This window comes from Sorangiineae bacterium MSr11954, assembly GCA_037157815.1.
Taxonomy (GTDB): Bacteria; Myxococcota_A; Polyangia; order Polyangiales; family Polyangiaceae; genus Pendulispora; species Pendulispora albinea.
Genome location: CP089984.1, coordinates 9,445,543 through 9,470,922, shown reverse-complemented (window position 1 = coordinate 9,470,922; position 25,380 = coordinate 9,445,543). Strand labels below are relative to the sequence as shown.

At 66.7% G+C, this 25,380-nt stretch carries 23 protein-coding genes; 18 read left to right on the top strand and 5 right to left on the bottom strand.

Features of this window, described 5'->3' with window-relative positions; all coding sequences use genetic code 11:
• Positions 1-3 precede the first annotated feature (3 nt).
• From LZC94_37090 to LZC94_37080, 3 genes are all read left to right on the top strand, one after another.
• On the top strand, positions 4-849 hold the full coding sequence (locus tag LZC94_37090) for an AraC family transcriptional regulator (protein ID WXB13448.1): 846 nt from the start codon (positions 4-6) through the stop codon (positions 847-849).
• Positions 850-874: 25 nt separating this feature from the next.
• Positions 875-1,237, top strand: a complete 363-nt coding sequence (locus LZC94_37085; protein WXB13447.1) for a VOC family protein — start codon at positions 875-877, stop codon at positions 1,235-1,237.
• A 162-nt stretch (positions 1,238-1,399) separates the two neighbouring features.
• Positions 1,400-3,793: a hypothetical protein gene (locus LZC94_37080; GenBank protein WXB13446.1), complete on the top strand. Its 2,394-nt coding sequence runs from the start codon at positions 1,400-1,402 to the stop codon at positions 3,791-3,793.
• On the opposite strand, the gene LZC94_37075 is transcribed toward LZC94_37080, so the two are convergent.
• A complete protein-coding gene (locus LZC94_37075; protein WXB13445.1) occupies positions 3,753-5,084 on the bottom strand; it encodes an MFS transporter in 1,332 nt (443 codons plus the stop codon). The two genes, LZC94_37080 and LZC94_37075, sit on opposite strands and share 41 nt — an antisense overlap.
• A gap of 359 nt (positions 5,085-5,443) precedes the next feature.
• Between LZC94_37075 and lysW the strand changes: the two genes are divergently transcribed.
• From lysW to LZC94_37005, 14 genes are all read left to right on the top strand, one after another.
• On the top strand, positions 5,444-5,608 hold the full coding sequence (gene lysW / locus LZC94_37070) for a lysine biosynthesis protein LysW (protein WXB13444.1): 165 nt from the start codon (positions 5,444-5,446) through the stop codon (positions 5,606-5,608).
• Between the two features lies 1 nt (position 5,609).
• Positions 5,610-6,470: a lysine biosynthesis protein LysX gene (gene lysX / locus LZC94_37065; protein WXB13443.1), complete on the top strand. Its 861-nt coding sequence runs from the start codon at positions 5,610-5,612 to the stop codon at positions 6,468-6,470.
• Complete coding sequence (gene argC, locus LZC94_37060; GenBank protein ID WXB13442.1) at positions 6,464-7,495, top strand: N-acetyl-gamma-glutamyl-phosphate reductase; 1,032 nt, start codon at positions 6,464-6,466, stop codon at positions 7,493-7,495. The genes lysX and argC overlap by 7 nt, the downstream gene beginning before the upstream one ends.
• Before the next feature lie 62 nt (positions 7,496-7,557).
• Positions 7,558-8,412 (top strand): [LysW]-aminoadipate kinase, encoded by an 855-nt coding sequence (locus LZC94_37055; GenBank protein ID WXB13441.1) that lies wholly within the window; start codon positions 7,558-7,560, stop codon positions 8,410-8,412.
• A complete protein-coding gene (locus tag LZC94_37050; GenBank protein ID WXB13440.1) occupies positions 8,412-9,506 on the top strand; it encodes a M20/M25/M40 family metallo-hydrolase in 1,095 nt (364 codons plus the stop codon). The genes LZC94_37055 and LZC94_37050 overlap by 1 nt, the downstream gene beginning before the upstream one ends.
• A complete protein-coding gene (locus LZC94_37045; GenBank protein ID WXB13439.1) occupies positions 9,503-10,093 on the top strand; it encodes a hypothetical protein in 591 nt (196 codons plus the stop codon). Before LZC94_37050 ends, LZC94_37045 begins: the two co-directional genes overlap by 4 nt.
• A complete protein-coding gene (locus LZC94_37040) occupies positions 10,090-11,133 on the top strand; it encodes a BtrH N-terminal domain-containing protein (protein ID WXB13438.1) in 1,044 nt (347 codons plus the stop codon). Before LZC94_37045 ends, LZC94_37040 begins: the two co-directional genes overlap by 4 nt.
• Positions 11,130-12,392 carry a DegT/DnrJ/EryC1/StrS family aminotransferase gene (locus LZC94_37035; protein WXB13437.1) on the top strand — a complete coding sequence of 421 codons (1,263 nt, stop codon included), beginning with the start codon at positions 11,130-11,132 and terminating at the stop codon, positions 12,390-12,392. Before LZC94_37040 ends, LZC94_37035 begins: the two co-directional genes overlap by 4 nt.
• Before the next feature lie 16 nt (positions 12,393-12,408).
• On the top strand, positions 12,409-13,173 hold the full coding sequence (locus LZC94_37030; protein WXB13436.1) for a glucose 1-dehydrogenase: 765 nt from the start codon (positions 12,409-12,411) through the stop codon (positions 13,171-13,173).
• A gap of 124 nt (positions 13,174-13,297) precedes the next feature.
• Positions 13,298-14,134: a ThiF family adenylyltransferase gene (locus LZC94_37025; GenBank protein WXB13435.1), complete on the top strand. Its 837-nt coding sequence runs from the start codon at positions 13,298-13,300 to the stop codon at positions 14,132-14,134.
• Positions 14,131-15,096, top strand: a complete 966-nt coding sequence (locus LZC94_37020; GenBank protein ID WXB13434.1) for a GNAT family N-acetyltransferase — start codon at positions 14,131-14,133, stop codon at positions 15,094-15,096. The genes LZC94_37025 and LZC94_37020 overlap by 4 nt, the downstream gene beginning before the upstream one ends.
• Entirely contained in the window at positions 15,089-15,904 is an 816-nt protein-coding gene (locus tag LZC94_37015; protein ID WXB13433.1) for a transketolase, read from the top strand. Before LZC94_37020 ends, LZC94_37015 begins: the two co-directional genes overlap by 8 nt.
• On the top strand, positions 15,901-16,851 hold the full coding sequence (locus LZC94_37010; protein ID WXB13432.1) for a transketolase family protein: 951 nt from the start codon (positions 15,901-15,903) through the stop codon (positions 16,849-16,851). Before LZC94_37015 ends, LZC94_37010 begins: the two co-directional genes overlap by 4 nt.
• Positions 16,839-17,546 (top strand): hypothetical protein, encoded by a 708-nt coding sequence (locus tag LZC94_37005; GenBank protein WXB13431.1) that lies wholly within the window; start codon positions 16,839-16,841, stop codon positions 17,544-17,546. Before LZC94_37010 ends, LZC94_37005 begins: the two co-directional genes overlap by 13 nt.
• Positions 17,547-17,550: 4 nt before the next feature.
• On the opposite strand, the gene LZC94_37000 is transcribed toward LZC94_37005, so the two are convergent.
• Entirely contained in the window at positions 17,551-19,362 is a 1,812-nt protein-coding gene (locus LZC94_37000) for a peptidase M14 (GenBank protein ID WXB13430.1), read from the bottom strand.
• A gap of 336 nt (positions 19,363-19,698) precedes the next feature.
• Here LZC94_37000 and LZC94_36995 point away from each other — a divergent pair, with 336 nt between their 5' ends.
• The gene (locus tag LZC94_36995; GenBank protein WXB13429.1) at positions 19,699-20,439 is read left to right on the top strand and encodes a hypothetical protein; all 741 of its coding nucleotides are present in this window, start codon (positions 19,699-19,701) and stop codon (positions 20,437-20,439) included.
• A 3-nt stretch (positions 20,440-20,442) separates the two neighbouring features.
• Here the strand turns inward: LZC94_36995 and LZC94_36990 are convergent, their stop codons facing one another.
• The 3 genes from LZC94_36990 to LZC94_36980 form a co-directional block, all read right to left on the bottom strand.
• Entirely contained in the window at positions 20,443-21,498 is a 1,056-nt protein-coding gene (locus LZC94_36990) for a 2-oxoacid:ferredoxin oxidoreductase subunit beta (protein ID WXB13428.1), read from the bottom strand.
• Positions 21,495-23,327, bottom strand: a complete 1,833-nt coding sequence (locus tag LZC94_36985; protein WXB13427.1) for a 2-oxoacid:acceptor oxidoreductase subunit alpha — start codon at positions 23,325-23,327, stop codon at positions 21,495-21,497. The genes LZC94_36990 and LZC94_36985 overlap by 4 nt, the downstream gene beginning before the upstream one ends.
• Before the next feature lie 131 nt (positions 23,328-23,458).
• Positions 23,459-25,252, bottom strand: a complete 1,794-nt coding sequence (locus LZC94_36980) for an FAD-dependent oxidoreductase (GenBank protein ID WXB13426.1) — start codon at positions 25,250-25,252, stop codon at positions 23,459-23,461.
• Positions 25,253-25,380: the final 128 nt, after the last annotated feature.

Sequence of the window (25,380 nt, the reverse complement as noted above, 5' to 3'; positions counted from 1 at the left end):
TGAATGCCGCTTCGAACGATCTCCGCGCACGAATCGATGTCCATCACCGAGTACACGTGCAACGCCGGCCCCCATGACGTGCCGTTCGACGAGCTGCATACGAGCTACTCGATCTCGTACGTTCGAAAGGGGAGCTTCGGCTACCGCACGCGCGGCGCATCGTTCGAGCTGGTGACCGGCTCGCTGCTCATCGGCAATCCGGGCGACGAGTACCGGTGCACGCACGAGTACGCGTGCGGCGGCGACGAGAGCCTCTCGTTTCGGCTTTCGCCAGCCTTCGTCGAGGGCATCGGGGATCGCGCCGACATCTGGCGCACGGGGTGTATGCCGCCCATGCCCGAGCTGATGGTGCTGGGCGAGCTCGCGCAGTCGGCGGTGGGTGGAGCGAGCGACGTGGCCGTCGAAGAGGTGGGCATCTTGCTCGCGGAGCGCTTCATCGAGCTGGTGTCGGGCCGCAAGCCCGCGTCGCGCGACGTGTGGGCGCGCGATCGCCGCCGCGCCGTCGAGGCGGCGCGCTGGATCGACGCGCACGCGCACGAAGCGATCGATCTCGACGCGGCCGCCGCGGAGGCCGGCCTCAGCCCGTTCCACTTTCTGCGATTGTTCTCCAAGGTGCTGGGCGTGACGCCGCATCAATATTTGGTTCGCTCCCGACTGCGCCACGCCGCGCGTTTGCTGATCGACGATACGCGCTCGATCACCGAAGTCGCGTTCGACGTGGGGTTCGGCGATCTCTCCAACTTCGTGCGCACCTTCCATCGCGCGGCCGGCGTTTCACCGCGCAATTTTCGGCAAGCGGCCAGAGGCGATCGCAAGATCTTCCAAGAACGGCTGGCCGCGCGTTCGTAGGATGACCTCCAAAAGAGAGGTCATCATGTACGATCATATTGGATTGGCGGTAAAAGACATCGACGCGAGCGTTCGCTTTTACACGGCTGCACTCGCCGGGCTCGGCTTCGTGCTCTGCTCCCGCGATGACTCGGGCGCGGGCTTCGGTCCTCCGGGCGAGCCGGGCCTCTGGCTCTATGCGGGCTCGAAGGGCGCGACGGGGCCCGCCCACGTCTGTTTCCGCGCGACCGATCGCGCCTCCGTCGATCGCTTTTACGCGGGCGGCGTCGAAGGGGGCGGGCGGGACAACGGTGGTCCCGGCGTACGGAGCGACTACAGCCCCACGTACTACGCGGCATTTCTGCTCGATCCCGACGGCAACAACGTCGAAGCGGTGTGCATCCGATAAACGAAGTTACCGTGCGCGTACAAACTGCTTCGCCCCAGGCAGAATTCGGCGATCGCCGCGTATGACGAGGAGGACCATCGTACGCCGCAGCGAACGCTGCGCGAATCGTGAGCGAGCGCTGCCCCCTATGCGGTGGCACGCGGGCCTCTTGGGGTGAAGCCAATGCACCGACGTCACTTTCTCAATCTTCTGGCCTATGGCGGAACGGCAGCCACATCGCATTGGGCGTTTGGCTGCCACTTTCCGGTCGGTTCGTCGGCCGAGTCGGGCTCGCCCGAGTCGCGTCTCGCGCTCGATGCGCTGCAGCCCGCCGCGCCGAGCCCGTATGGGCATTGGGAAACGCGCTATGGGATAGCGGCCTTCGTGTACGACGCCGATCAGGATTCGCTCCCCTTTGCGGAGTGGGATCCCATTTCGATGCCGCGCACACGGCGGCATTGGGTGATGATGGGCAATCGCGCGATCCGATTGCAGGCCGCCAACGATGGAACGGTCGCGTTGTTCTACGAGGCCGCGGGCTTGCGGTGGCTGGTGGCGCCCGAGCCCGCCGGCTCCGGCGTGTCGATCGTCGAAGATGGCGGCAAGCGTTGGAGCACGTATTACGCCGAACGGCCGCGGAGCGCGCCCTCGGTTCGCGTCTTCGGGCCCACGTGGTTTCGCGTTCGCGACGAGAGCGAGGGGCTCGCGCTGGAGCGCACCGTGCTTTGCCCCGAGGGCGAGGCGCCGTGGGTGCTGGTGCGGGTCACTCTTTCGCTCGCGCCCGGGGCCGATGGACCGCGCACCCTGCGCCATGTGGAGCGCTGGGCGCTGCGTCCGCGCTTTCTCAATGTCCGCCAGACGCCGGAGCAGGCGAAGAGGCGCGCGCGGCTCGCCGTTTCGTACGACGTCGCGCCGTCCGCGCGCGGGCTCCACGCGCGCGAAGTGTTCGCCGACCGCGCCGCCGACGGCGACCTGGGGGACGCGGCCCGCTCGCTCTTCGGCGAGCCTGCGCGCATCGTGCTCGAGCGCCTGGGCGAAACGCAGGGCGAGGCCACGCACCGCGCGGACGATGGCTCGCCGCACCCGACCTTGGAGATCGCGACCTCCGTCACCTTGCGACCGGGGGAGACGCGCGAGCTCTGGTTTCGTTTTGGGCTCCACGACGACACCGAGGTGCCGCGTCCGGAGCGGCTCTTCGCCCGGTCGCTGGCGGAGCTCGGGCTGCGCCTGCCGCGCGCTTTCTCCACGCGGGCGCCCGAGGCCGTGCAGGAGATCCCCTGGCATGCCGCCATGCTCACCGGCGGGCTGTCGGTCGATCGCGTGGTGGGCGGGCACACGTTGAACCAAGGCTCGGCCTACGCATACGTGGCGGGCTTCAACGGCGCCGCGCGCGATCCGCTGCAGCACGCGCTGCCGCTCGTGTACATCGAGCCCGCGCTGGCGCTCTCGGTGCTGCGAAACACGTGCGCGTGGGCCAAGCCCAACGGCGATCTCCCGTACGCGCTCAACGCGGCCAAGCGGCCGACCAACCTTTTGTGGCGCCCTTCCGACTCGAACCTATGGGCGCTCTGGCTGGCGGCGGAGTACGCGGCGCGAACCGGGGATTTGCAGGCGTTCGATCGCGAGCTCGCCTACCACCCGCAGCACCTCGCCGAGGCCGTGCCGTTGCGCGAGCACCTCCGCCGTCAGTTTCGCTTCGTCATCGACTTCGTGGCGCGCGGCGAGAAGGGGCACGTGCGCATCCTCAACGCCGACTGGAACGACCTGGTGCTCCACGAGCCGGGCATCGACCCCGAGCAAATGAACCAGCGCGGCGGCTCGGTGCTCAATTCGGCCATGGCCTCGTGGGTGCTCGGCGTCTTCGCCGGCCTCGCCGATCGTCTGGGCGAGCCCGCCTTGGCGAAGGAGGCGCGCGAGCACGCCGAGGATTTGCGCCGCCGGGTGGCGGCCGCGTACAACGGCCAGTGGTTCCACCGCGCCTACGCGCCGGACGGCAAGGTGCTCGGCGACACGGATCTCTGGCTGGAGGTGCAGCCCTGGGCCATCCTGTGCGGCGCCGCCGATCGCACCCGAGCGCGGGCGCTGCTGGAGCTCATCGATCAGGGGCCGGCCGCGGGCTCGCCGTTGGGCGCGAGGGTGCGATGGCCCGTGCCGAGCGATCCGCGCCGGGGCGATGGCACGTACGGCGGTATTTGGTATTCGATCAATATGACGTTGATCTGGGCGGCCGCGCGCGTCCACCCCGAGCTCGCGTGGAGCCAATGGCGGCGGATGACCTTGCGCGCCCATACGCTCCACTATCCGGAAATTTGGGAAGGCACCCTCTCCGGCCCCGACGCCTGGAATGCGCCCGAATCCTCGCGCCCCGGCCGCACCTGGGTCGACGCGCAATTTTTGGCGATGCAGGCGTATCCCGTGAACAACATGCACAGCCATTCGCAGCCGCTGCTCGCCTATTTGCGTTTGCTGGGGGTCGAGCCCACGGAGCGCGGGACCTTGGCCCGCGCGCTCCCGGCGACGTGGGAGGACGGCGGGCCTACGACACCCGAAGGCTACGAAACCGGAACACCCACGTAACGATCGCGCACGCGGCGGCCGCGGCCGCGATGAGCCCGAAGCTGATCACGTAAGCGCGCTCGCTGGGGAGGGTGGTTTGGGGGATGGTGTCCGCCGCGAAGATCGCGGAGGTGACCGCGCCCGCCAAGCTGCCGCCCGTGAGCCGCGACAAGCTGTTGATGGCGCTGGCGACGGCTGTTTTCTCGGCTGGAACGTGCTCCACGGCCATGACCCCCAGGGCCGCGAAGCCAAGGCCCAGCCCCAGGCCGAAGAGCGAGCTCGCCACGAGCAGATCGCCGATGCGGTCATGGGAGACCATCAGCCAAATATCGGAGAGCGCCGTGATCAGCGCGCCCACGGCCACCAACGTCGACGCGCCGCACACGGGAACCAGCCGCCCGGTCCATGGAGACATCACCAGCATGAGGAGCGCGGTCGGCAAAAGGCAAAGCCCCGCCTCCAAGACGGAGGCGTCGAATCCATAGCCGAGCGCACGGTTGGCCTGGGCGAAGGTGGGTATCAGCGCAAAACCACCGAAGAGCGCGAACCCCAATGCCAATGCCGCCACGCTGGCGCCCACCGTCCCGCGGTGGACGAGCATTGGAATGGCGATCAGCGGCGCAGCGCATCGTTTTTCGACCTCGACCCAAATGGCAAACAGCAGCGCTGCCGCGATGAAGACAAGAGTCGTGCGGGGTGAGCCCCAGCCCCACTTGGTACCTTGGCCGATGGCCAATAACGCACACGTCAATGCCATGATCAGCAGCGCTGCGCCAGGTAGGTCGAGCGAGCCTCCGGGTGGCGCATTGACATCGCGTACGATTTGCGCAGTAAGCGCAAGCACGAGCGCCGCGAGGCCTGCGATGACCCAGAACACGGCGTGGTAACCCGGCATCCAACGCGACACCAGCCCGCTCAATACGAGCCCGCCGCCGACGCCCGTTCCCATCGTGGCGGTGACGACGCTGATGCCGACGGGGGCCTTTTGCGCCGGTAATGCATCGCGCACGGCGCCGATCGCCAAAGGCACCAACGCAGCCGAACAACCTTGCAGCGCACGCGCTACGAGCAGGATGGCGAGCGACGTGGAGAGCGCGCCGAGCACCGAGCCCGCGAGCAACGCCGCGAGCGTCACGAGCAGCATTCGGCGCCGCCCGTAAAGATCCCCGAGCCGCCCGAGGAGCGGTGTGGCGACGGCGCCGCAGAGGAGGCTGATGGTCACCGCCCACGCAGCCGTGGTCAGCGGCACGTGGAGCGCGTCCCGCATGCGCGGAAGCAGCGGCATGACCGCGCTCTGTTGCACGGACGTCATGGCTGCGGCAATGGCCAATATCACAACCGTAGTCCATGGATGGCGGTGTCCACGAGCGCGGATTGATGGCGGCCATCTTGCGGGCTCTTGGTTGGAAATGAGGTGTACCAACGTGTACCAGCCGTGTGCCAACCTTCGTTGATAACGATTTTCGTAAATTCATTTAGCGCGGTTCTTCGCGCAATAAATGCCAAAATTCATTTCTCGTGCGAAAAGATGCTTGAAACTGGATTGAGGGATACTAGCATCGGCTTACGTCGTCGTTGGGGGGCTGTCACGTCGATCCCGGTACGCGATCTCGGTCCGCGTACCCGTCGGGTGCGGAATGAACGCAGTCAAATGCCAGAGGGAAGCAGCCCATGCTCCAGTGCCCCGAATGTACCGCAACCATCGAGGTCTCCCAGGACACGCGCGTAAGTGAAGTCGTAGAGTGCGCCGGATGCGGCTGTGAGCTCGAGGTGGTCGCGAAGGACCCCATCGTGCTCGCGCTCGCGCCCGAAATCGAAGAGGATTGGGGCGAATAACGTGGCGGTTCGGCGTTTCGCCGTCGCCGCGTCCCGCGTCCGTTTCGAGGAAAAACAGCTGTTCGAAGCCCTCCAAAGGCGCGGGGCCTCGTGTGACCATTTGGACCCGCGCTCGTTCTGGGCGGGCGATGGCGCCACCGTACCTCGGTACGCGGCGGTCTTGAATCGCGAGATCGCTCAGGTTCGCGGTCTCTATCTCACGCACCTCTTGGAGGCCGCGGACGTCACGGTCGTGAATTCGGCACACGCGAGTGAGCTCTGCGCCGACAAAGCGCGCACCACGGCCGTTCTGCGCGCGCATCGCATTCCAACTCCGAAGACCGCCGTCGCGCTCTCGGGCGAGGCGGCACGAAAGGCTGCCGTGGAACTTGGCTATCCCCTGGTGATGAAACCGGTTACGGGATCGTGGGGTCGTATGGTGAACCTGCTGCGCGATCCGGACGCGCTGGAGGCGGTATTGGAGCATCGGGAGGCCATGCCGTCGCCCCAACATCGAATCATGTATCTGCAAGAATTCGTCCCGAAGCCGGGGAGGGATATTCGCATCATCGTGGCGCGGCGCGAGCCCGTCGGCGCCATGTATCGCATTTCCGCGGATTGGAGGACCAATACCGCCCGTGGCGCGCGCACGGAGCCGTGTCCGCTGCGCGCCGATTTGGTCGAGCTGGCGGTGCGCGCGGCCGACGCCGTGGGAGCCCGGATCGCCGGGGTCGACGTGGTGGAGGACGCGGGCGGCGCGCTGCAGGTGCTCGAGGTGAACCACGTGGTGGAGTTCCACGGGCTGATGGAGGCCCACGGCGGCCAATTGGACGTGGCCGGCGCCATGGCCGATGCGCTGATCTCCGCGGGGGCGTCATGCTGACGGCCGTCGTGGTGGGCGCGGCCGGGTACGTGGGCGGCGAGGTGCTGCGTTTGCTGCTCGGTCACCCGAATGTCACCGTGCGCGCGGCCCTCTCGCGCACCTTCGCGGGGCACCGCGTCGACGGGGTGCACCCCAACCTCCGCGGCGCGACCAACCTGATATTTGCGCCCTCCGACGACATTCCGGCCTCCGACGTGCTTTTTCTGGCCACGGAGCATGGGCGCTCCGCGGAGCTTCTGTCTCGGTCGCCGCACATCGCGCAAAGCGCCGCGATCGTCATCGATTTGAGCGCCGATTTCCGGCTCACGGACGAGGCGCTGCACCAAGGTTATTACCCGAAAGCGCAAAGGCCCCTCGAATGGGCGACCACCTTCGTACCGGGTTGGCCCGAGCGCCATCGCGAGGCGCTGCGGACGGCGAATCGCATCAGCGTGCCGGGGTGCATGGCCATGGCGGGCATGTTGGCGCTGCACCCGCTGGCCGCCGCGGACATCCTGGAGCCCGACGTCATCGTCGACGCCAAGACCGGCTCCAGCGGCTCCGGCGCCACGGCGCTCGAGCAGAACCTCCACGCCGAGCGGAGCGGCGCCATGCGCGTCTTCGCGCCACACGGTCACCGCCACGAGGCGGAGATGGCGCAGAGCACGGGCCTTCGTGTGCATATGACCGCGACCGGGGTGGAGGCCGTGCGCGGCGTGCAAGTGCTCTGTCACGCCCGATCGCGCGAGCCCATCGAGGCGCGCACCCTTTATCGGATTTACCGCGAGGCCTACGGGAATGAACCGTTCGTGCGCGTGGTTGCGCAGCGGCAAGGCCGTTATCGTCTGCCCGAGCCCAAGATTTTGCTCGGCTCGAACTACTGCGATGTCGGGTTCGCGTTGGATCCGGAAGGCCATCGATTGACGTTGATCGCTGCCCTCGACAACCTCATGAAGGGCGGCGCCGGAAATGGCATTCAATGCCTCAACGTTCGAATGGGATGGTCCGAGCGGCTGGGGCTCGAATTCCAGGGGCTTCATCCGTAATGGCATGATTGGCGTGATGGGCAAGATTTGGCGTGATTGGGCCGAGCTCGAGTGGGATATCCATGATTGATAATCGCAATCTCATCGTCGTCAAATGCGGAACGGGTGGGGTGAGCCACGAGGCGGTGGCCGACGACATCGCCGCGCTCCGGCGCGCGCAGCGCTCGGTCGTGCTCGTGCACGGCGGCGCCGATGACATCGACGAGCTGGCGAGCCGCCTGGGGGTGGAGCAGCGGCGCATGGTCGCTCCGGACGGCGTCAGCAGCCGATACACGGACGACGCCACCTTGGACGTGATGGTGCTCGCGCTCGCCGGGCGCGCCAAGCCGCGCTTCGTCACCGCGCTCGCGGCGCGCGGGGTGGCGGCCGTGGGGCTCACCGGTTTGGACGCAGGGCTGCTCGCCGCCACCCGCAAGCGCGCCCACCGCGCCGTGGTCGACGGCCGCACCGTGATCGTGCGCGACGATCACAGCGGGCGGATCACCCGGGTCAATGCGTCGCTGCTGCACATGCTGCTGGCCGCGGGGCTGGTCCCGGTGATCTCGCCGCCCGCGGTGGCCGAAGATCACCGCCCCGTGAACGTGGACGCCGATCGCGTGGCCGCGGCCATCGCGACCGCGCTCGGCGCGGCGCACTTGGTGATGCTCACCGCCTCGCCCGGTGTTCTCGAGGACGTCGAGGACGAGAGCACCAGGATGGCGCGGCTGACCCTGGGCGCAGAGGCGGAGCCGGCGTCGGATGGCGCGCCGAGGGTATCGGGCGGCATGGGGCTCAAGCTCGTCGCGGCGCGCGCGGCGCTTCTCGGCGAGGTGCCGGAGGTGACCATCGCCGATGGCCGCGTGGCGACGCCGGTCCTGAAGGCGCTCACGGGGGAAGGTACCCGCGTCTTTTTGTCGCGCAGCGAGGAGGTCGCGTGATGGAGCACGCATCCGAGGTGGAGCTCCTGCGGTGCATGTTGGAGATCGCGTCGCCATCTGGCGGCGAGGCGGAGTTGAGCGCGTACCTCACGCGCTATGCGCGCGCAAACGGTGTATCGGCGCGGCAGGACGAAGTCGGTAATTTTTTGGCGACCGTGGGGACCGGCGTGGGGCCGACGATCGTCTTGATGAGTCATCTCGATACCTCCGGAAGGCCGCTGCCGGCGCGCATCTCCCATGGGCTCGTGTTCGGGCGGGGGGCGGTGGACGCCAAAGGTCCTCTCGGCGCCATGGTGAGCGCGGCCCTGCGGCTGCGCGACTTCCCGGGGACGCTCGTGGTGGCGGGGGTGGTCGAGGAGGAGACCGCCGAGTCGCGCGGCGCCAATCATCTGGTGCGCACCATGCCCGCGCCGGACGCCGTGATCGTGGGGGAGCCCAGCGGCGCCTCGACCGTCGTCCTGGGCTACAAGGGGCAAGTCGCCCTCGAATACGAGGTGCACAAGCCGGCCACGCACCCGACCAACCCGCGCGAAAAGGCGGCCGAGGCGGCGGCGGGGTTCTGGGCCGCCGTGCGCGCGCGGTTCGAGGCCCGCGAGACACCTGCGTTTCGCGAGACGACCATGACGTTGTCGCGCTTCGAGGGCGATGCGACGGACGCCACCCTCGCCATCGACTGCCGCATCGGGCCGGGGTGCGACACCGCGGCCTTGGTGGACGAGCTGCGCATGCTCGCGCAGGGCGCGGCGCTGCGCGTGCGGCATCGGATCCCGGCCGTGCAGGTGGACCGCCACGATCCGGTGGTGAGGGCGTTGACGGCCGCGATCCGCGCGCACGGCGGGCGACCGCAGCACAAATTGAAGACGGCGACCTCCGATATGAACACCGTGGCGCCGCATTGGCGGATCCCGATGGCCACCTATGGGCCGGGCGACAGCACCTTGGACCATAGCGACGACGAGCACATCGCCGTGGGCGAATACCGCAGCGGCATCGAGGTGCTCACGGCGGCCATCCGCCAGCTCGCCGCCGAGCTCGGGGCGCGCCAGGATCGGACCCCCGACGGCCGGACACCCGAGCTCGGGACGGCGCCATGACGAATTCTCGATGCGTTCCCGTGGAGGTCGGCGCGTGGCTCGACGACCGGGGTATCACCTCCGAGCGCGAGCTCGCCCAAGGCGCCTTGAACCTATGGGGCAATTCGTTCCCGGCGGAGGATCTGCCGCCGCCGGGCGCGTCGTTCGATCTCGGCGCGATTGCGTTCCGGCTGACGCGCCATGGGCACGCCGACCATTTTCGGTGCGCGCGCCAGCTCGTTTCGATCCCCAAGGGTCGCTACGATTGGATTTACCTCCTGGCGGCCGCCGAGCGCCGCACCGAGGACCACGTGTGGCTCCACTTCGCCGACGGCAACCTCGATCGCGAGTGGCTTCGGGTGGACGATTTTTGGCCCGAGACCCCGCCCCGCTTCGGGCCGCCCGGCGCGGAGGGGTTGCGATGCCAGGCGCTGCACTATCCGAGGCACGTGCAAAAAGGGCACGCGCCGACCCTCTGGCGGCACCGCATCCCCGTCACCAGGGAGTCGCCTTTGGCTGCGCTTCGTTTCCCGGACAATCCGGCGATTCACGTATTTGCCATCACCGCGTTCTTGGCCGCGTTGCCTGATGCCACGGAGGCACCATGAAGCGGATCCTCGAGGGCGTGCGCTCGTTTCGGCACGATCTGGCGGGTTGCCTTCACGCGTGCGCGGGGACGCTCTTTGCCTATCACGGCATCGATGTGATCGACGCGTTGGGCTCCGGGTGGAGCTTTTATTACCGCCGGGGCGACGCGAGGCGCGAGGAGTATTACTACCCGTGCCCGCCCGGAATTTCGATCCTCCAGGCCCTTGCACCATACATCGATGTGCGGTCGGCGTGGTGCTGGCCGGACGACGAGGGCTGGGGCCCGGTGCGGGAGCAGATCGCCACCTTCGAAAAACCGGTGGCCGTGGCCGTCGACAACTACCATTTGCCCTTCCGCCCCGCGTACCAAGACGTTCACGCGAATCATTTGTTGATCGTGTACGGCTTCGACGACGAAGAGGACACGGTGCGCGTGCTGGACGCGGTGCCGCCCTTCTTCGAGGGCGACATCCCGCGCCATGTGCTGACGGCGGCGCGCGGCTCGTTCAACCCGGCGATGCACGCGCGGGACCGCTTCTTCACCGAGAGTCCCATTGCGCACCGCTGGCTCTCGGTGGACATCCGCCGTCGCCACGAGCCTTGGGATCACGCCAAGCGCATGGACGTGCTCCGTCGCAATGTGGCGCGCTGGCGGGCCGGTTCGCCGGATCCAGCGGGGCCATCGGAGTCGGATGAGCGCGATACTTATTCCGGGATGGCCGGCCAGGCGCGGTTTCTGGCGGATTTGGCGGACCGTTTGGGTGAGGCGGTGGACGAGGGGTTCATCGTGTCCGGCACGTCCCTCGCAGCGGCGGGGGTGCACGCCGATTGGCTGGCCCGCGCCGCGAACGACGTGGACTGCGCCGAGCTGCGCGAGATCGCGCGCGGGGTGCAGCGCGTCGCCCACCACTGGACGGCTTTGCGCATCTCGATCGCGATGGCGCGCGAGCTCCCCGATGGAGCCGGGCGATTGCGCCGGCGCGCCCGCGCGCTCCACGAGGATCAGCAACGCGTGCTCGATGACCTGCACGCATATCTCGTTCGAGGGGCCGAAACATGAGCGAAGGAAGAGCGATGGATAGGCTGGCCATGTTGGGCGGGGCGCGCGCGGTGCCGCGGGGCACGGCGATGCCCGAGTGGCCGGTGGTCACCGCGGCGGATCGCGAGGCCGTGAATCGGGTGCTCGACAGCGGCAAGTTCACGGCCATGGCCTCCGGCGAGCGCGAGATCGCCGGCTTGGAAGAGGCGTGGGCCAAACGCGTCGGCGTTCGCCATTGTGCGGCGGTCGCCAATGGTACGATTGCCATTCAAATTGCGCTCGCGGCGGTCGGCATCGGCCCCGGCGACGAGGTCGTGGTTCCGGCATTGAGCTTCGTCGCCACTGGGCTTGCACCGGTTCATCTGCAGGCCACCCCGGTCTTCGCCGACATCGATCCGGCGACCTACAATCTCTCGCCGGCCGCCTTCGAGGCCGCCATCACCCCGCGCACCCGGGCGGTCGTTCCGGTTCATTTGCACGGCCTGCCCGCCGAGATGGACGCGATCCGCGAGGTGGCCGAGCGCCATGGCATCGCGGTGATCGAAGACGCCGCGCAGGCGCACGGCGTGGTCTACCGCGGCCGGCACGTGGGATCGCTGGGGAGCGCGGCGACCTTCAGCCTCAACGTCTCCAAGAACCTCCCCACGTGCGGCGAGGGCGGGCTGGTGACCACCGACGACACCGCCCTTTATGAGCGGATCGCGGCCATGCGCCAGTTCGGCGAAACCTTGGCGAAGGATGGAACGCGCGACTACATCTCGCGGATCATGGGGTGGAACGCGAAGATCAACGCCATCCAAGCCGCCTTCACGCGCAGCCAGCTGGAACGATTCGACACGGAGCAGATGCAGCGCGATCAGCACGTGCGCACCTTTCTCACCCGCCTCGCGCCCTTGCCCGGCTTGGTGGTTCCGCGCGCGCTCCCCGATCGCGGCCACGCTTGGCACATCTTGCGTTTGCGGTGCGACGCGACGGCGTTGGGCCGGACCCCGAGCTCGAGCGGCCCGCTGCGCGCCATCGTTTGCCGCGCGCTGCGCGCCGAAGGCGTGCCCGTGTCGCGGTATCAATCGATGCCGCTCTCGGAGCAGCCCGTCTTCCAGGGTTGCCCGGCGGGCGAGCTGCCGGTGACGCGCGCCGTGATCGAGGACTCGTTCACCCTGCAGAAGGCGCACCTCAACCCGGCCGCGGGCCCCGTCTTGGAGCGGTACGCCGATGCCTTCGAGAAGGTGTGGCGCCATATGGACCTGTTGATTCGAATGGCCGAAGGAGGTGCGCGATGAGCGAAGGGGGTGCACGGTGAGCACCGAGCTCGCAGGTCGGGTGTCCGTGGTGACGGGGGCCGGCCGCGGCATCGGCAAAGGGATCGCGACCGCGTTCGCGCGCGAAGGGAGCAAGGTGGTGATCGCCGATCGCGACGGCGCCAGCGCGGAGACGACGGCGGCGGAGATCCGCGAGGCGGGGGGGCATGCGGTCTCGGTGCGGGTCGATGTGGCCGACGAACCTTCGGTGGCGGCCGCCTTCGACGAGATCCACCGGCGCTTTCCCGCGGTGGATGTCCTGGTGAATGTGGCGGGCATTTGGGTGGGCGGCTCGCTGACGGAGATCGCGGTCGAGGATTGGGATCGCACCATGAATGTCAACGCCCGCGGCGTGTTTCTCGCGTCGCGGAGCGTCCTGCCGCGCATGGTGGAACGCAAGCGCGGCACCATTTTGACCGTCGCATCGACCGCGGCGTTCAAAGGGACGCGGCGCGCGGGGGCCTACAACGCCTCGAAGGCGGCGGCCGTCGGCATCACGCGCAACATCGCCCTCGATTATGCCGCGTACGGCATTCGGGCGGCCGCCATTTGTCCGGGATTGGTTCAGACGGATATGGAGGTACAGCTTCGAAAATTTCGCGGCGATACGGAGGAGTACCGGCGATTCGTCCTGGCGGCGCACCCCCTCGGCCGCATCGGTACCCCGGAAGACGTGGCCCAAGCGGCCGTTTTCCTCGCCTCCGATCGGGCCAGCTGGATCACGGGGAGCTGCTTGATCGTCGACGGCGGCACCCTCGCGTGAGCGCGCGCGAGCGCCCGCGGGACTTTGCCGATTGACGAGCACGCGACCATCGCGACGGGGGACGTCCTCCCGCACCGCACGAGCAGGAACGAGCATCACGCGCGCACCAGAAAGGATTGGGCCAATGAGCTTCGATTACGATACGGCATTCGGTCGCAACGTGGGGATGGTCACCCGCGAGGACATGGGTCGGCTCCGCTCGTTCCGGATTGGCATCGCCGGGCAAGGCGGCGTCGGCGGACATTACTTGATCGCGCTCACGCGTATGGGCTTCGAAAAATTCACCATCATGGATGGCGACACCTTCGATACGTCGAACCTCAATCGCCAGGTGGGTGCCACCACCGAGACGATGGGGCGCCCGAAGGTGGAGGTCATGCGGGAAATGGCGCTGGCCATCAACCCTCGGGTCGATGTTCGAACCATTCGAAAGATGTTCAGCAAAGAGACCTCCGGCCCCTTCTTCGAGGGCATCGACTTCGCCATCAACTCCATCGATTACTTCTCCGCCGCCGTCTACGAAGCCCTCCACGACGGCGCGCGCAATCGCGGCCTTTATTCGATCACGGGCTCGCCCTTCGGCTTCAGTACGTCCGTCACCATGTTCGGCCCCGAGTCGCCTTCGTTCGTGGAGTGTTTCGGCATCCGGCCCGAGGACGACGACGTGACCCGGCTCGGAAAATTCTGGAACGCCGTGACCCCAGCGCGCCTCCCGCACGCCTATTTGCCGAACGAGTGGCTCACGGCCACGCGGCCGATGAACACCAATTTGATCCCGGCCGTCAATGTCTGCGTCTACCTGGCCACCGCCATGGTGTGCACCGAGGTGCTGGTGACCCTCTTGAAGAAGCGCCCGCCGACCCTCGCGCCCAACGTCATTCAAATCGATTTGCTCACCCGCGCGCTGGCCGTCACCCCGGTGCACACGCAATATGCCATTCACCCCGCGAGGGATCGATGACGGCCAACGCCATGAACGCGCCGAACGAGCCGTCCCCGCCGTTCTCCTCGCTGTCCTTCACCGGGGTCATGGAGATCCCGCGCCGCGATCGGAGCTCCGTGGCCGCGCGGATCGCCGCGTTGGATCGGGCCGCGCACCAATACGTCGATCCCTTGCCGGGGTTGCCGATCGCCGATGGAGCCGTCGCCGAGCCCTCCGAGGTGGCGAAAGAGCTCGAGGCGGGCGCGCGCGTGTGCTTCGTCATGGATGCCGAGGGCCGGGACGTGGGCGTGATGCGCGTGACCCCGCGTTCGCCGGATCGATGGCAGCTCTCGCGCCTCTCCGTCGCCCCCGCTTGGGCCGGTCGCGGCGTGGCGCGCGCAATCCTCGATGTGGCGGAGGTCCGAGGCCGAGCCGAGGGGGTGCGCGCCCTCTTCTTCCACGCCGTGGTGGAGCGCGGAAAGCCGCAGCTGTGGATCCGCCGCGGCTATCGGATCGTCGATCGATGGCCCGCGCTGGGCAAGCCGCTCACCGAGGTGACGATGGAGCGCGATCCGTCCACCCCTCGAACACCGCTCGATTTTCCCTGGGAGGGCGACGATGCGCTCCCGGAGAACGGCGTCCTCGTCGCGTGGTTTCTTGCCGGCGACATACCGCGCGCCGCCACCGGTCTCATCGCCCGGGGCGTGCCTTCGAGCATCCAGCAGCACCATGCGATGCAACCGCGCGGGACCGTCTTTCTCGGCGCCGATGTGTGGCCCGCGGGCGGCGCGCTCGAGCTCGACGCGGTTCGCGCGACATTGGCGCAGCTGGGCGGCGAGGCCGCGACCGAAACGTCGTACGACTTCCGCCGCCCCCTCGCCGCGATCCGGCCTTACGTGGTGCCGCGCGACGGCCAACCCGAGCTTCGCGCCCTCTCGCGCTTCCCCCAGGGAATCGCCGTGCCCGCCCGATATGGGCGCGAGGAGCCGACCCTTGAATAATCCGAGCCTCGATCGCGACGCCCTGGCCGCGCGCGCGCGCACGATTCGCGAGCACATCGTCGCGCTCTGCATCTCCCCCGAGGGCGGGCACCTCGGCGGCGCGCTCTCCTTGGCCGATATCCTGACCGTCCTCTACTTCTCCGTGCTGCGCGTCGACCCCAACGATCCCGCGCACCCCGACCGCGACATCTTCATCTTGAGCAAAGGCCACGGCGTGCTCGCGCTCTATGCGACCTTGGCCGAACGCGGGTTCTTCCCCGTCGACGAGCTCGCGACCTTTGGCCAACCCGGCAGCCGGCTGATGGCCCACCCCGTGCGGGCGGTGCCCGGCATCGAAATGCCCACCGGCTCGTTGGGTCACGGTTTGTCCCTCGCGTTGGGCTTTGCGCTGGCGTCGCGCGATCGCGATGAGGCCCGCCGTCGCCGCGTCTTTTGCGTCCTCGGCGACGGCGAGCTGCAGGAGGGCTCGGTGTGGGAAGCGGCCATGGCCGCGCCCTCGCTGCGGCTCGACAACTTGGTCGCCATCGTCGATCGCAACGGGCTGCAGATCACGGGGCCCACGGAGCAAACGGTGCGCCTGGAGCCGCTGGTCGAGCGATGGCGCTCCTTCGGCTGGATGGTCCACGACGTGGACGGGCACGACATCGATCGATTGAAGGACGTCTTGTCTTCCTCCCAGCCGCCGAATACGCCCGGCACGCCGACCGTGCTGGTGGCCAAGACCGTCAAGGGCAAAGGCATCGCGGCGGTGGAGGGCACGCTCAAGAGCCACTTTGCCCGACTGCGAAAGAGGGTACCCGTCCAATGAGCGACCTAGCTCGTCCTCCCCGCGAGGCTTACCGCGATGCGCTGCTCGAGCTGATGGCGGCCGACGCCTCCGTCTATTGCATCGACACCGACACGGGGCTCTTCAACGACATCGACTTTGGCGCGTCGCGCGAGCGCTACGTCAATTTGGGAATTGCCGAACAGAATTTGATGGGGGTGGCGGCCGGCCTCGCGGCCAGCGGGAAACGCCCCTTCGTCCATACGCTCGCCACCTTTGCGGCCACCCGCGCCCTCGAGCAGGTGAAGGTCGATATCGCGTACAACGCATTGCCCGTGCGCATCGTGTGCACGCACGCGGGCTTCTCGGCCGGGCACCTCGGCCCCACGCACCACGCGCTGGAAGACATCGCGACCTTGCGCGTGCTTCCCAATATGACGGTGGTGGTGCCCGCCGATGCCACGCAGGCCGCGGCGGCCGCTCATCAGGCGAACGCGCTCCCCGGTCCGGTGTACGTGCGGCTCGGCCGGGGCGCCGTCCCCGCGTTGACCGAAGGGGGCCCGCTTCGCATTGGCACGCCCGACGTGATCCGCACGGGAAAAGACGCCACGATCTTGGCGTGCGGCCCGCACCCGATCCAAGCTGCGCTGGCGGCGTGCGACATGCTTCGCGCCGACGGCATTCAGGCGGCGGTGGTGAACGTGCACACCGTCAAGCCTCTGGACCGCGCAGCGCTCCTATCCATCGTGGCGGGCCGGCCGGTGGTCACGGTGGAGGAGCATTGGACGGCAGGTGGCTTCGGGGGCGCCATCGCCGAATTGGTGTCGGAGGCCGCGCCGAACTTCGTCTGGCGCATCGGGGTCGACGACGTCTTCGCGAGCGGGGCAGGTGATCCCCGCTGGCTCTTGCAACGCCATGGCATCACCGCCCAAGCCATTGCAAAGGCGGTACGCACACTTTCACGGGAGGTCCCCAAATGCCGATCTTGATGCTATGGAGCGCGCCCCGCTGCCGCTCCACCGCCTTCTTTCGCATGATGCTGGAGCGCGGCGATCTGGTCGCCGTCCACGAGCCCTTCTCCTCGCGCGCCGAGCATGGAAGCGTGGACATCGCGGGCGCGCCGGCCCGCTCGGAGCGCGAGGTGCTGGAGCGGCTGCGCAGCCTCGCCGCCACCGCCCACGTGTTCGCCAAAGACACCACCGACGAGCGCTACCCCGAGGTGCTCGCCGACGAAGCCTTCCTCGCCAAGGACGCGCACCACACGTTCATCATCCGCCACCCGAAGGAGACCGTCCCCTCGTATTACGCGCTCAACTCCAATGTGCGCCGCGACCAAATCGGGTTCGAGCACCTGTACGAGCTGTTCGATGCGGTCCAGCAGCGCACGGGCCGCGCGCCCGTGGTGGTCGATTCGGACAAGCTCATCGCGGAGCCCGCGGCCACCACCGCGAAATACTGCGCCGCCGTGGGCATTCCCTTCAAACCCGAGAGCCTCTCGTGGTCCCCCGGCGATCGCGCCGAGTGGAAGGCCACCCAGAGGTGGCACCAAGACGTCAGCACCACCCACGGCTTCAAAGATGGCCCCTCCACCCATGGCGTACGGCTCGAGGACCATCCGCACCTCCAAGGCCACCTCGACTACCATCTCCCCTTTTACGAGAAGCTGCGGGCCCTCGCGCTTTGAGCGATCAGCGCCCCGAAATGGGCGACGTGGCCACCTTGTAAATGGGCACCAAGTTGACCCGCTCGTCCCATGCGGGGTGGCGCTTGTAGAAGAAGTCGAGCCGCGCCTTGGGGTCGGCTGCAAACTTCGGATCCTTGAGGCGCGCTTCGAACTCCGTGCGCAGCGCGGGGTTGGCGGCGAGCATCTTGCGCGCTTCTTCCTCGGCCACGTAGTCCTCCATGTACTCTTTGCGCTCGAAGGCGCCGTTGAAGAAGCCCCACGCGACCAGCGAGTCGGGCGCTTGGGGCTCGAAGAGGTGCAGGAGCAGGCGCGCGCGCGGCTGGGCGATGGGGACGAACAGGGAGCCGGCCGGCAAATCGCGCGTATCGGACCTCCATGTGCCTTTGACGGTGACCGGCGTGCGGCTCTCGAAGGAGCTCGGGGCGTAGGTCACCTCGTCGGCGCGGTAGGCGACGACGGGATATGCGGGGCGCGCCGTCTTCATCACCTCGTAGCGCAAGCCGTGAATGCGAAGCTTGGCACCGACCCACTCGGCCTGGGCGGCCGGGACGACGAACCCTGCTTTGGGCGCCTCGGCGGTGACGTCCGGCTCGAGGGTCTCGAACAGCGGGATGCGCCAAATCTCGGGGCGCGACTCGTCGTACACCGTCCACGAGCCGCCGGAGACTTCGGATGGGCGCTTCTGGTACGCGTACCCACGAAACTCGATGATGTGGGACGACTCCGTCACCTTGTACGACAGGGGGACGCGGAGCCCTGCGAGGTGCGCATCCGCCGCATCGGCCACGTCTGCCGCTTTGCGCCAAGCTTCGGCGTCGGTGCGCGCGCGATCGAAGAAGGCGGCCAGGAAATCGTGGACGGTTTTGACGCGGTGGGGGTGCGGGCGCCAGCTGTGCGTCTCGATGAGGATACCGATGCGGTTGCGCAGCGCCGCGTAGCCTTGCGAGAAGCGGGGCGGGGGCGGCATATGGGCAAAGCCGGACGTGGGATCGTCGGTCTTGCGAAAGGACGGATAAAAATGGAGCGGCAGGTGGCCGGCCGCCTTCATGCGGGCCATCACCTCGTCCGACAGCTTGCGCGCCACCGCCTCGAGCCCTCCCGGTACTTGCGCGGTCGGCTCGATCATGATCGCCACGTCGTGCTCGAACTTGGCCCCGTCGGTCGCGTGCAAGTCGATGTACACGACGGGATCCCATGCCTCCAAAAAGCGAAGGATCGCGTGCGTCTCCGGGACCTCGGCCTTCAGGTAGTCGCGATTGATATTGAAGTTTTGCGCATTGGTGCGAAATCCCATCTCCTCGGGGCCGCGCTGGTTCGGACGCTGATTGGGCGCGAAGCGCTCGTGGCCGTCGACATTGAGCACCGGGATGAAGACCGCGGTCACGGCCTTCGTCGCGCCCGGCAAGCGCTTGCCGTCGAGCAGCTCCCGGAGCATCAAAAAGCCTCCGTCCTTGCCGTCAATCTCCCCGGCGTGAATGCCACCCTGAAAAAAGACGACCGGGCGATGCTTGGCGCGCGCGGCCTCCGGCGACAGCACCCCGTCTTCGGAGGCCGCGATGGCCAACATGGGCCTTCCCTCCGGTGTCGTACCAAAGCTTACGCAACGGGCCCGATTGGGGTACGTGCGTTCGTAGGCGCGGCACAGTCGCTCGACCTCTTCGTACCGACCGGTGCGGCGAAACCCGCTGCGTTCGGCCTCGGTGACCAGGCTCCCCGGTCCCTGCGCCGCCTCGGTCGACGAAGCCGACGTGGCCGACGTAGGGACTGTGCTCGCCGGGCTTTGCGGTGCGGTCGCCTGGCACGCGGTCATACCCATGGCGGCGCCGGTGGCACAAAGGAGATGAAGAAGAAGTAGAGGAGGACGAGGACGAGGACGAGGAGAAGAAGAGGAAGACGAGGAGGAGGAAGGGGCGCGGGTGGAGGCAAGCGCTGGGCGCACCGCGGACGATGCGCGTCGGAAAGGGAGGTGCGAAAAATTCATGGCTTTGCTCGTACGGGTACGAGCATGCCGTTATAGGGCAGGGCGCCCAGGAGTGTAGTCTCGAATCCGCTTGGCACCTATCCGTTCCGATGAGGCTGCGAGCTCGACGTCGCGGTCGATTGAGACGATTCCATCTTGCGATCGGGGCCCTGAAAGCCTCACATGCCGCGCATGGCAACCAAGAAGACCGAAACTTTGCCGCGCGGTGCGGCGCTCATCAAAAAGTCAATTGAAGCAGCGAAAGCTTCGGGGTCCATCGAAAGCCCCGAGCCGCTTCCGGCCGGTGTGCTCAAGAAGCTGCGGCTCCCCAACGACGAGAAGATCTCCCCGGCCATGAAAGAGCTGCTGGCGTTCGACGCGAGCTGGCTCGGTTGGTCGTTCGACGACGAGGAGCCGGAGTTCGAGCCAATGTCCCTCGAGGAGCTGATCGAGGAAGAATTCGGCGAGGACGAAGTCGCCGGCTTTGGCGAGGCAATCAAATTGCTGGGCGAGGACTGCATCCAGCTCCCCAGCGATGACGACGACGAAGCGCGCCATTTCCTCTACATCGGATCGCCCGACGATCGCGGCGAGTACCCCGTCATCACGGTTGCCCTCGACGATGAAGGCGCGCAAGTAAGCGGATTCGTTCCGTTCGACGTTTGGGTTGCCATGCGACTCGGCGCGTTGGAGAAGCCGGCCGAAGGCGCCGTTGCACCGGTCGGCTACGAAGCGGCATGTAAGGCGCTCGCCGACGAAAACGGCGACGGTCGGGTCAGCTTCACCTCCGAGGAGGGCGACGAAGGCGATGACGACGACGACGACGACGACGAGGATGAAGACGAGGACGACGAGGACGAGGACGAAGACGAGGACGAACTCGACGACGAGGAAGACTCGGACGAGGAAGAAGAAGAGGAAGAAGACGAGTAATCGTCACCGATACGACGTCTGCAGCTTCTCCAACGCAGCACTGCCCGGGCAGAGCTCTTCGAACGGCAGGTCCACGAGCGGGGTCGTCACGGTTTTCGCGTTCCGGTGCATTTCGGTCCCACCGGAATCGATGAACAACAAACCGGTGACGATCTCGCCCGACGCTTGACTGTCCCGCAGAAATGAAACAACCCGCGTGCGATCGCTCGGATCGTAATCGGCGCCCACCTTGCGCAGCCGGATGACGCTTCCGTCGTGTGCGCGCACGCGGGCAACGGTCCCCTCGGCATAGTCCGCGGTGATCTCGGCCGCCGGCGGAATGAAGTCCGTCTCCACGATGGGCACTTGGTTCTTGCGGGTGTGCATGTAGCTCTTGGTCGAACCTTCGTGATCGTTGAACGTGACGCACGGCGAGATCACGTCGACCAGCGCAAAGCCATCGTGGAGGAGCGCCGCCTTGAGAATCGGCACCAGCTGCGTTTTGTCGCCCGAGAAGCTGCGCGCCACGAATGTCGCGCCGAGGCTGAGCGCCAACATCACCGGATCGATGGGCGCCTGCGCGTTCGCCTCGCCGCGCTTGGACTTGGAGCCCATGTCGGCCGACGCCGAGAATTGTCCTTTGGTGAGCCCGTAAACACCATTGTTCTCGATGATGTACAGCATTTTCACATTGCGCCGGATGGCGTGCGCCATGTGTCCGAGCCCGATGGAGAGCGAATCTCCGTCGCCGCTCACTCCAATGTACGAGAGCTTCCGGTTCGCGGCCGCCGCCCCGGTTGCAATCGCGGCCATGCGCCCGTGCGCGCTGTTGAAACCATGGGCGCCCGAGAGAAAATACGCCGGCGTCTTCGATGAGCACCCGATGCCGGAGAGCTTTGCCACCATGTGCGGCGGCGTATCCAGCTCGAAGAACGCCCGGACGATGCCCGCCGTGATGGAGTCGTGCCCGCACCCCGCGCAGAGGGTCGACATGGCCCCTTCGTAATCGCGCACCGTGAGCCCGAGCTGATTCAACTTCAGCGACGGATGCCGCACCACCGGCTTTTTGATGTAACTCACGGCATCCCTCCTTCGTCCCCGTGCGGCTCTTGTCTCGCGTCGTGTGCGTCATGCGCGCCGTGCGTGTGAGCGTGGGCGTGGCCGTTGGTATGCGGCGCCGTACCATTTACGCTGGCGCCCGCACCCAGCCGCGCCACGATGCCCTCGATGACCTGATTGGCTTGCAGCGGAAAGCCTCCGTAGGCCAGCACCGAGCGCACCTTTTCCTTGGCCACCTGCGTCTCCATCACCAAGAGCGATCGCAGCTGCGCGTCGCGATTCTGCTCCACCACGAACAACGTGTCGTGCTCCGCCAAGAACGCCTCCACCTCGTCGCCGAATGGAAACGCGCGCACCCGCAAGAAGTTGCCCCGGATCCCGCGCTCCTCCAGCACGTCGAGCGCCTCGCGCACCGCCGGATCGCACCCTCCGAGGGTCACCACGCCAAAGGTGGCGCCCGCCCGCCGCTCGATCACCGCCTCGGGGACGATGGTCCGCGCCGCGCGATGCTTGCGTAAGAGCCGATCCATCACCTCCTGGTACTCGTCGGGAATTTCGGTGTACCCGCCCAGCTTGTTGTGCCCCGAGCCGCGCGTGAAAAAAGCGCCTTTCTCGTGCACCCCGGGCAGGGTGCGCGCGGCCACCCCCAGCTCGTCCTCGGGCGAATAGCGATGGAACTTGGGGAGCGCGAGCAGCTCCTCTTTGGAGAGGACGCGGCCGCGGTGGGGTTTGTAGCCGTCGTCCCACTGGAGCCTCGGCACCACCCAGTCGTTCATGCCGATATCCAAGTCCGATAACAGAAATACCGGTGTTTGCAGCCGCTCCGCCAGGTCGAACGCCTTGACGGCAAACTCGAAGCACTCCCGCGGATTGGACGGAAAGAGCACCACGTGCTTCGTATCGCCGTGCGACGCATAGGCGCACATCATGATGTCGCCCTGCTGCGTTCGGGTCGGCATCCCGGTCGACGGCCCCACGCGCTGCACGTCGATGATGACCGCCGGCACCTCCGCGTAATAGGCGAGCCCGATGAGCTCGCTCATCAGCGAAATGCCCGGCCCCGAGGTGGACGTGAACGCCCGCGCCCCGTTCCATGCGGCGCCGATGACCATTCCGATGGCCCCGAGCTCGTCCTCGGCTTGCAGAATGCAATACCGCTTTTCGCCCGTGGCCTTGTCCACGCGATACGCTTCGCAAAATCCCTTGAAGGCATCGAGCACGCTGGTCGACGGTGTAATGGGGTACCACGCGGCCACCGTCGCGCCCGCGTACACGCAGCCGAGCGCCGTGGCCGTGTTGCCGTCGATGAGGATCGAGTCCTTGGTGGCGTCCATGGACTCCAGGCGGAAGGGGAGCGGGCACTCGAAGTGCTCGAGCGCATAGCGATGACCCAATTGAATGGCCTTGGCGTTCGACTCCATCAAGGCGGGTTTGCGCGCGAACTTCTCTTTGAGCATCCCCGATACGATATCCATGTCGATGTCGAACAGCGCCGCCAGGGTGCCGACATAGGCGATGTTCTTCATCAAGGTTCGCTCGCGCGCCTCGGTGAAGCTCTCGTTGCAGAGGCGGGCGTAAGGCACACCGAGGAACGTGACATCGTCGCGCATGAGGGCCGGATCGAGCGGCCAGGTGGAGTCGTAGAGCACGTACCCGCCCGGGCGCACCTCCCGAACGTCGCGCGCGTACGTCTCGGCGTTCATGGCGACCATCAGATCGTACTCGCTGGTGCGCGCCGTGTGCCCGCGGAGGTTGACGCGGACCTCGTACCAGGTGGGGAGCCCCTGGATGTTCGAAGGGAACAGGTTCTTCCCCGACACCGGGATCCCCATCCGGAAGATGGCCTGCATGATGAGGCCGTTCGCGCTCGCCGACCCCGTTCCATTGACATTGGCGAGCTTGAACGCAAAGTCGTTGGTTCGTATTTTGCCATCTCGAGATACTCGAGATAGAGGCAGAGGCTTCGTCCGAGAGCTCGGGGTCAAGGTTTCGTCGTGCACGTTGGCTTTCCCGCGTAAGGAATGAGCAGATTGAATTTCTGCATGTCCCACGCGCCGGTCGGGCATCGTTCGGCGCAGAGACCGCAGTGAACACATAGATCCTCGTCTTTGATCATGACCCGCGACGTTTGCGGCAGCGCCCCCGATGCAAAGAGATCCTGCTTGAGATTTTCGGCCGGCGCGCTCAAGCGTTTGCGCAACTCCGGCTCTTCTCCGTTCGGGGTGATGGTGAGGCACAGGACGGGGCACACGTCCACGCAGGCGTCGCACTCGATGCAGAGCTTGTCGGTGAACACCGTTTGAATGTCGCAATTGAGGCAGCGCTCCACCTCGTGCGCGACCTGCTTCGGGGTGAAGCCGAGCTCCACCTCGATATTCATCTTCTTGAAGCGCTCGGTCAGCTCCACGTGGGTCATCTTCTGGCGGCCCACGGGGTTGTAGTCGTTCTTGTAGCTCCACTCGTGGAGGCCCATCTTGGCGCTCGCGAGGTTCATGGTCGGCGGGAGCCGCTCGGTGAGGGGGATCCCCTGGCAGTAATTGTGAATCGATATCGCGGCTTGGTGCGCGTGCTCGACCGCCCAAATGATGTTGAGCGGCCCCCAAGCCGCGTCGCCGCCCGAGAAGATGCCGGCCCGCGTGTACTGGTAGGTCGTCTTGTCCACGATGGGCATGTCCCACTTGTCGAACTCGATGCCGATGTCGCGCTCGATCCAGGGAAAGGCCGCCTCTTGGCCGATGGCGAGGATGACGTCGTCGGCCGGCAGGAACACCGTTTCGATGATTTTGGACTTGGTGGGCTCGCCCTTGGCGGGGATCTCCCACTCGACCTTGTCGAACATCATCCCTTGGAGCTTGCCGTTCTCGATGACGAAGGCCTTGGGCGCGTGGTTGATGAGGATTTCGACCTGCTCCTCCTCGGCGTCCTCCAGCTCCCAGGGCGACGCTTTGAAGTAGCCGCGCGGCTTTCGGGCCATGACCTTGATGTCTTTTCCGCCCAACCTGCGGGAGGAGCGGCAGCAATCCATGGCCGTGTTGCCGACGCCGATGATGAGCACCTTCTCGCCGATTTTATCGATGTGTCCAAAGGCCACCGACTCGAGCCAGTCGATCCCGATGTGAATGCGATCGGTGTCGTAGCGGCCGGGGATGTCCAAGTTTTTTCCGCGCGGGGCGCCGCTCCCGACGAAGACGGCGTCGAAGCCCATGTCGAGCAGGGCCTTCATGCTGTCGATGGGGGAGTCGTAACGTACTTCGATGTTCCCGATTTGGAGGATCTGATCGATTTCCTCGTTGAGGACCGCCTCCGGCAGTCGAAACGCCGGGATGTTCGAGCGCATCAAGCCGCCCGGTACGTGCAGCTTCTCGAAGATGGTGATCGCGTAGCCGAGGGGCGCGAGATCGTTCGCCACGGCCAAGGACGCGGGCCCGGCGCCGACGCACGCGATGCGTTTGCCGTTCGTGACCTTGGGGGCCTTTGGCAGCCGGTCGGAGATGTCTTCGCGAAGGTCGGCCGCCACGCGCTTCAGGCGGCAGATGGCGACCGGTTTCTCGTCGACGCGCGCGCGCCGGCAAGCAGGCTCGCAGGGCCGATCGCACGTCCTCCCGAGGATCGCCGGAAATACGTTCGATTCGCGGTTTACCATATAGGCATCCGAATACCGCCCGTGGGCGATCAATCGGATGTACTCGGGTACATTCGTGTGGGCCGGGCAGGCCCACTGGCAGTCGACTACTTTGTGGAAATAGTCCGGTCTGCGAACGTTGGTGGGGTGCACGATCCAAAGGCGTAGCACGGCACCGCGCGCGTCGGGGCCGTTCGAATGCGGGTATTTCAGCAGAACCGCGCATTCGATGTTGCAATTGCACGTACGCGGTGCGTCATTTTCAAAGTTTGAATTGTTCA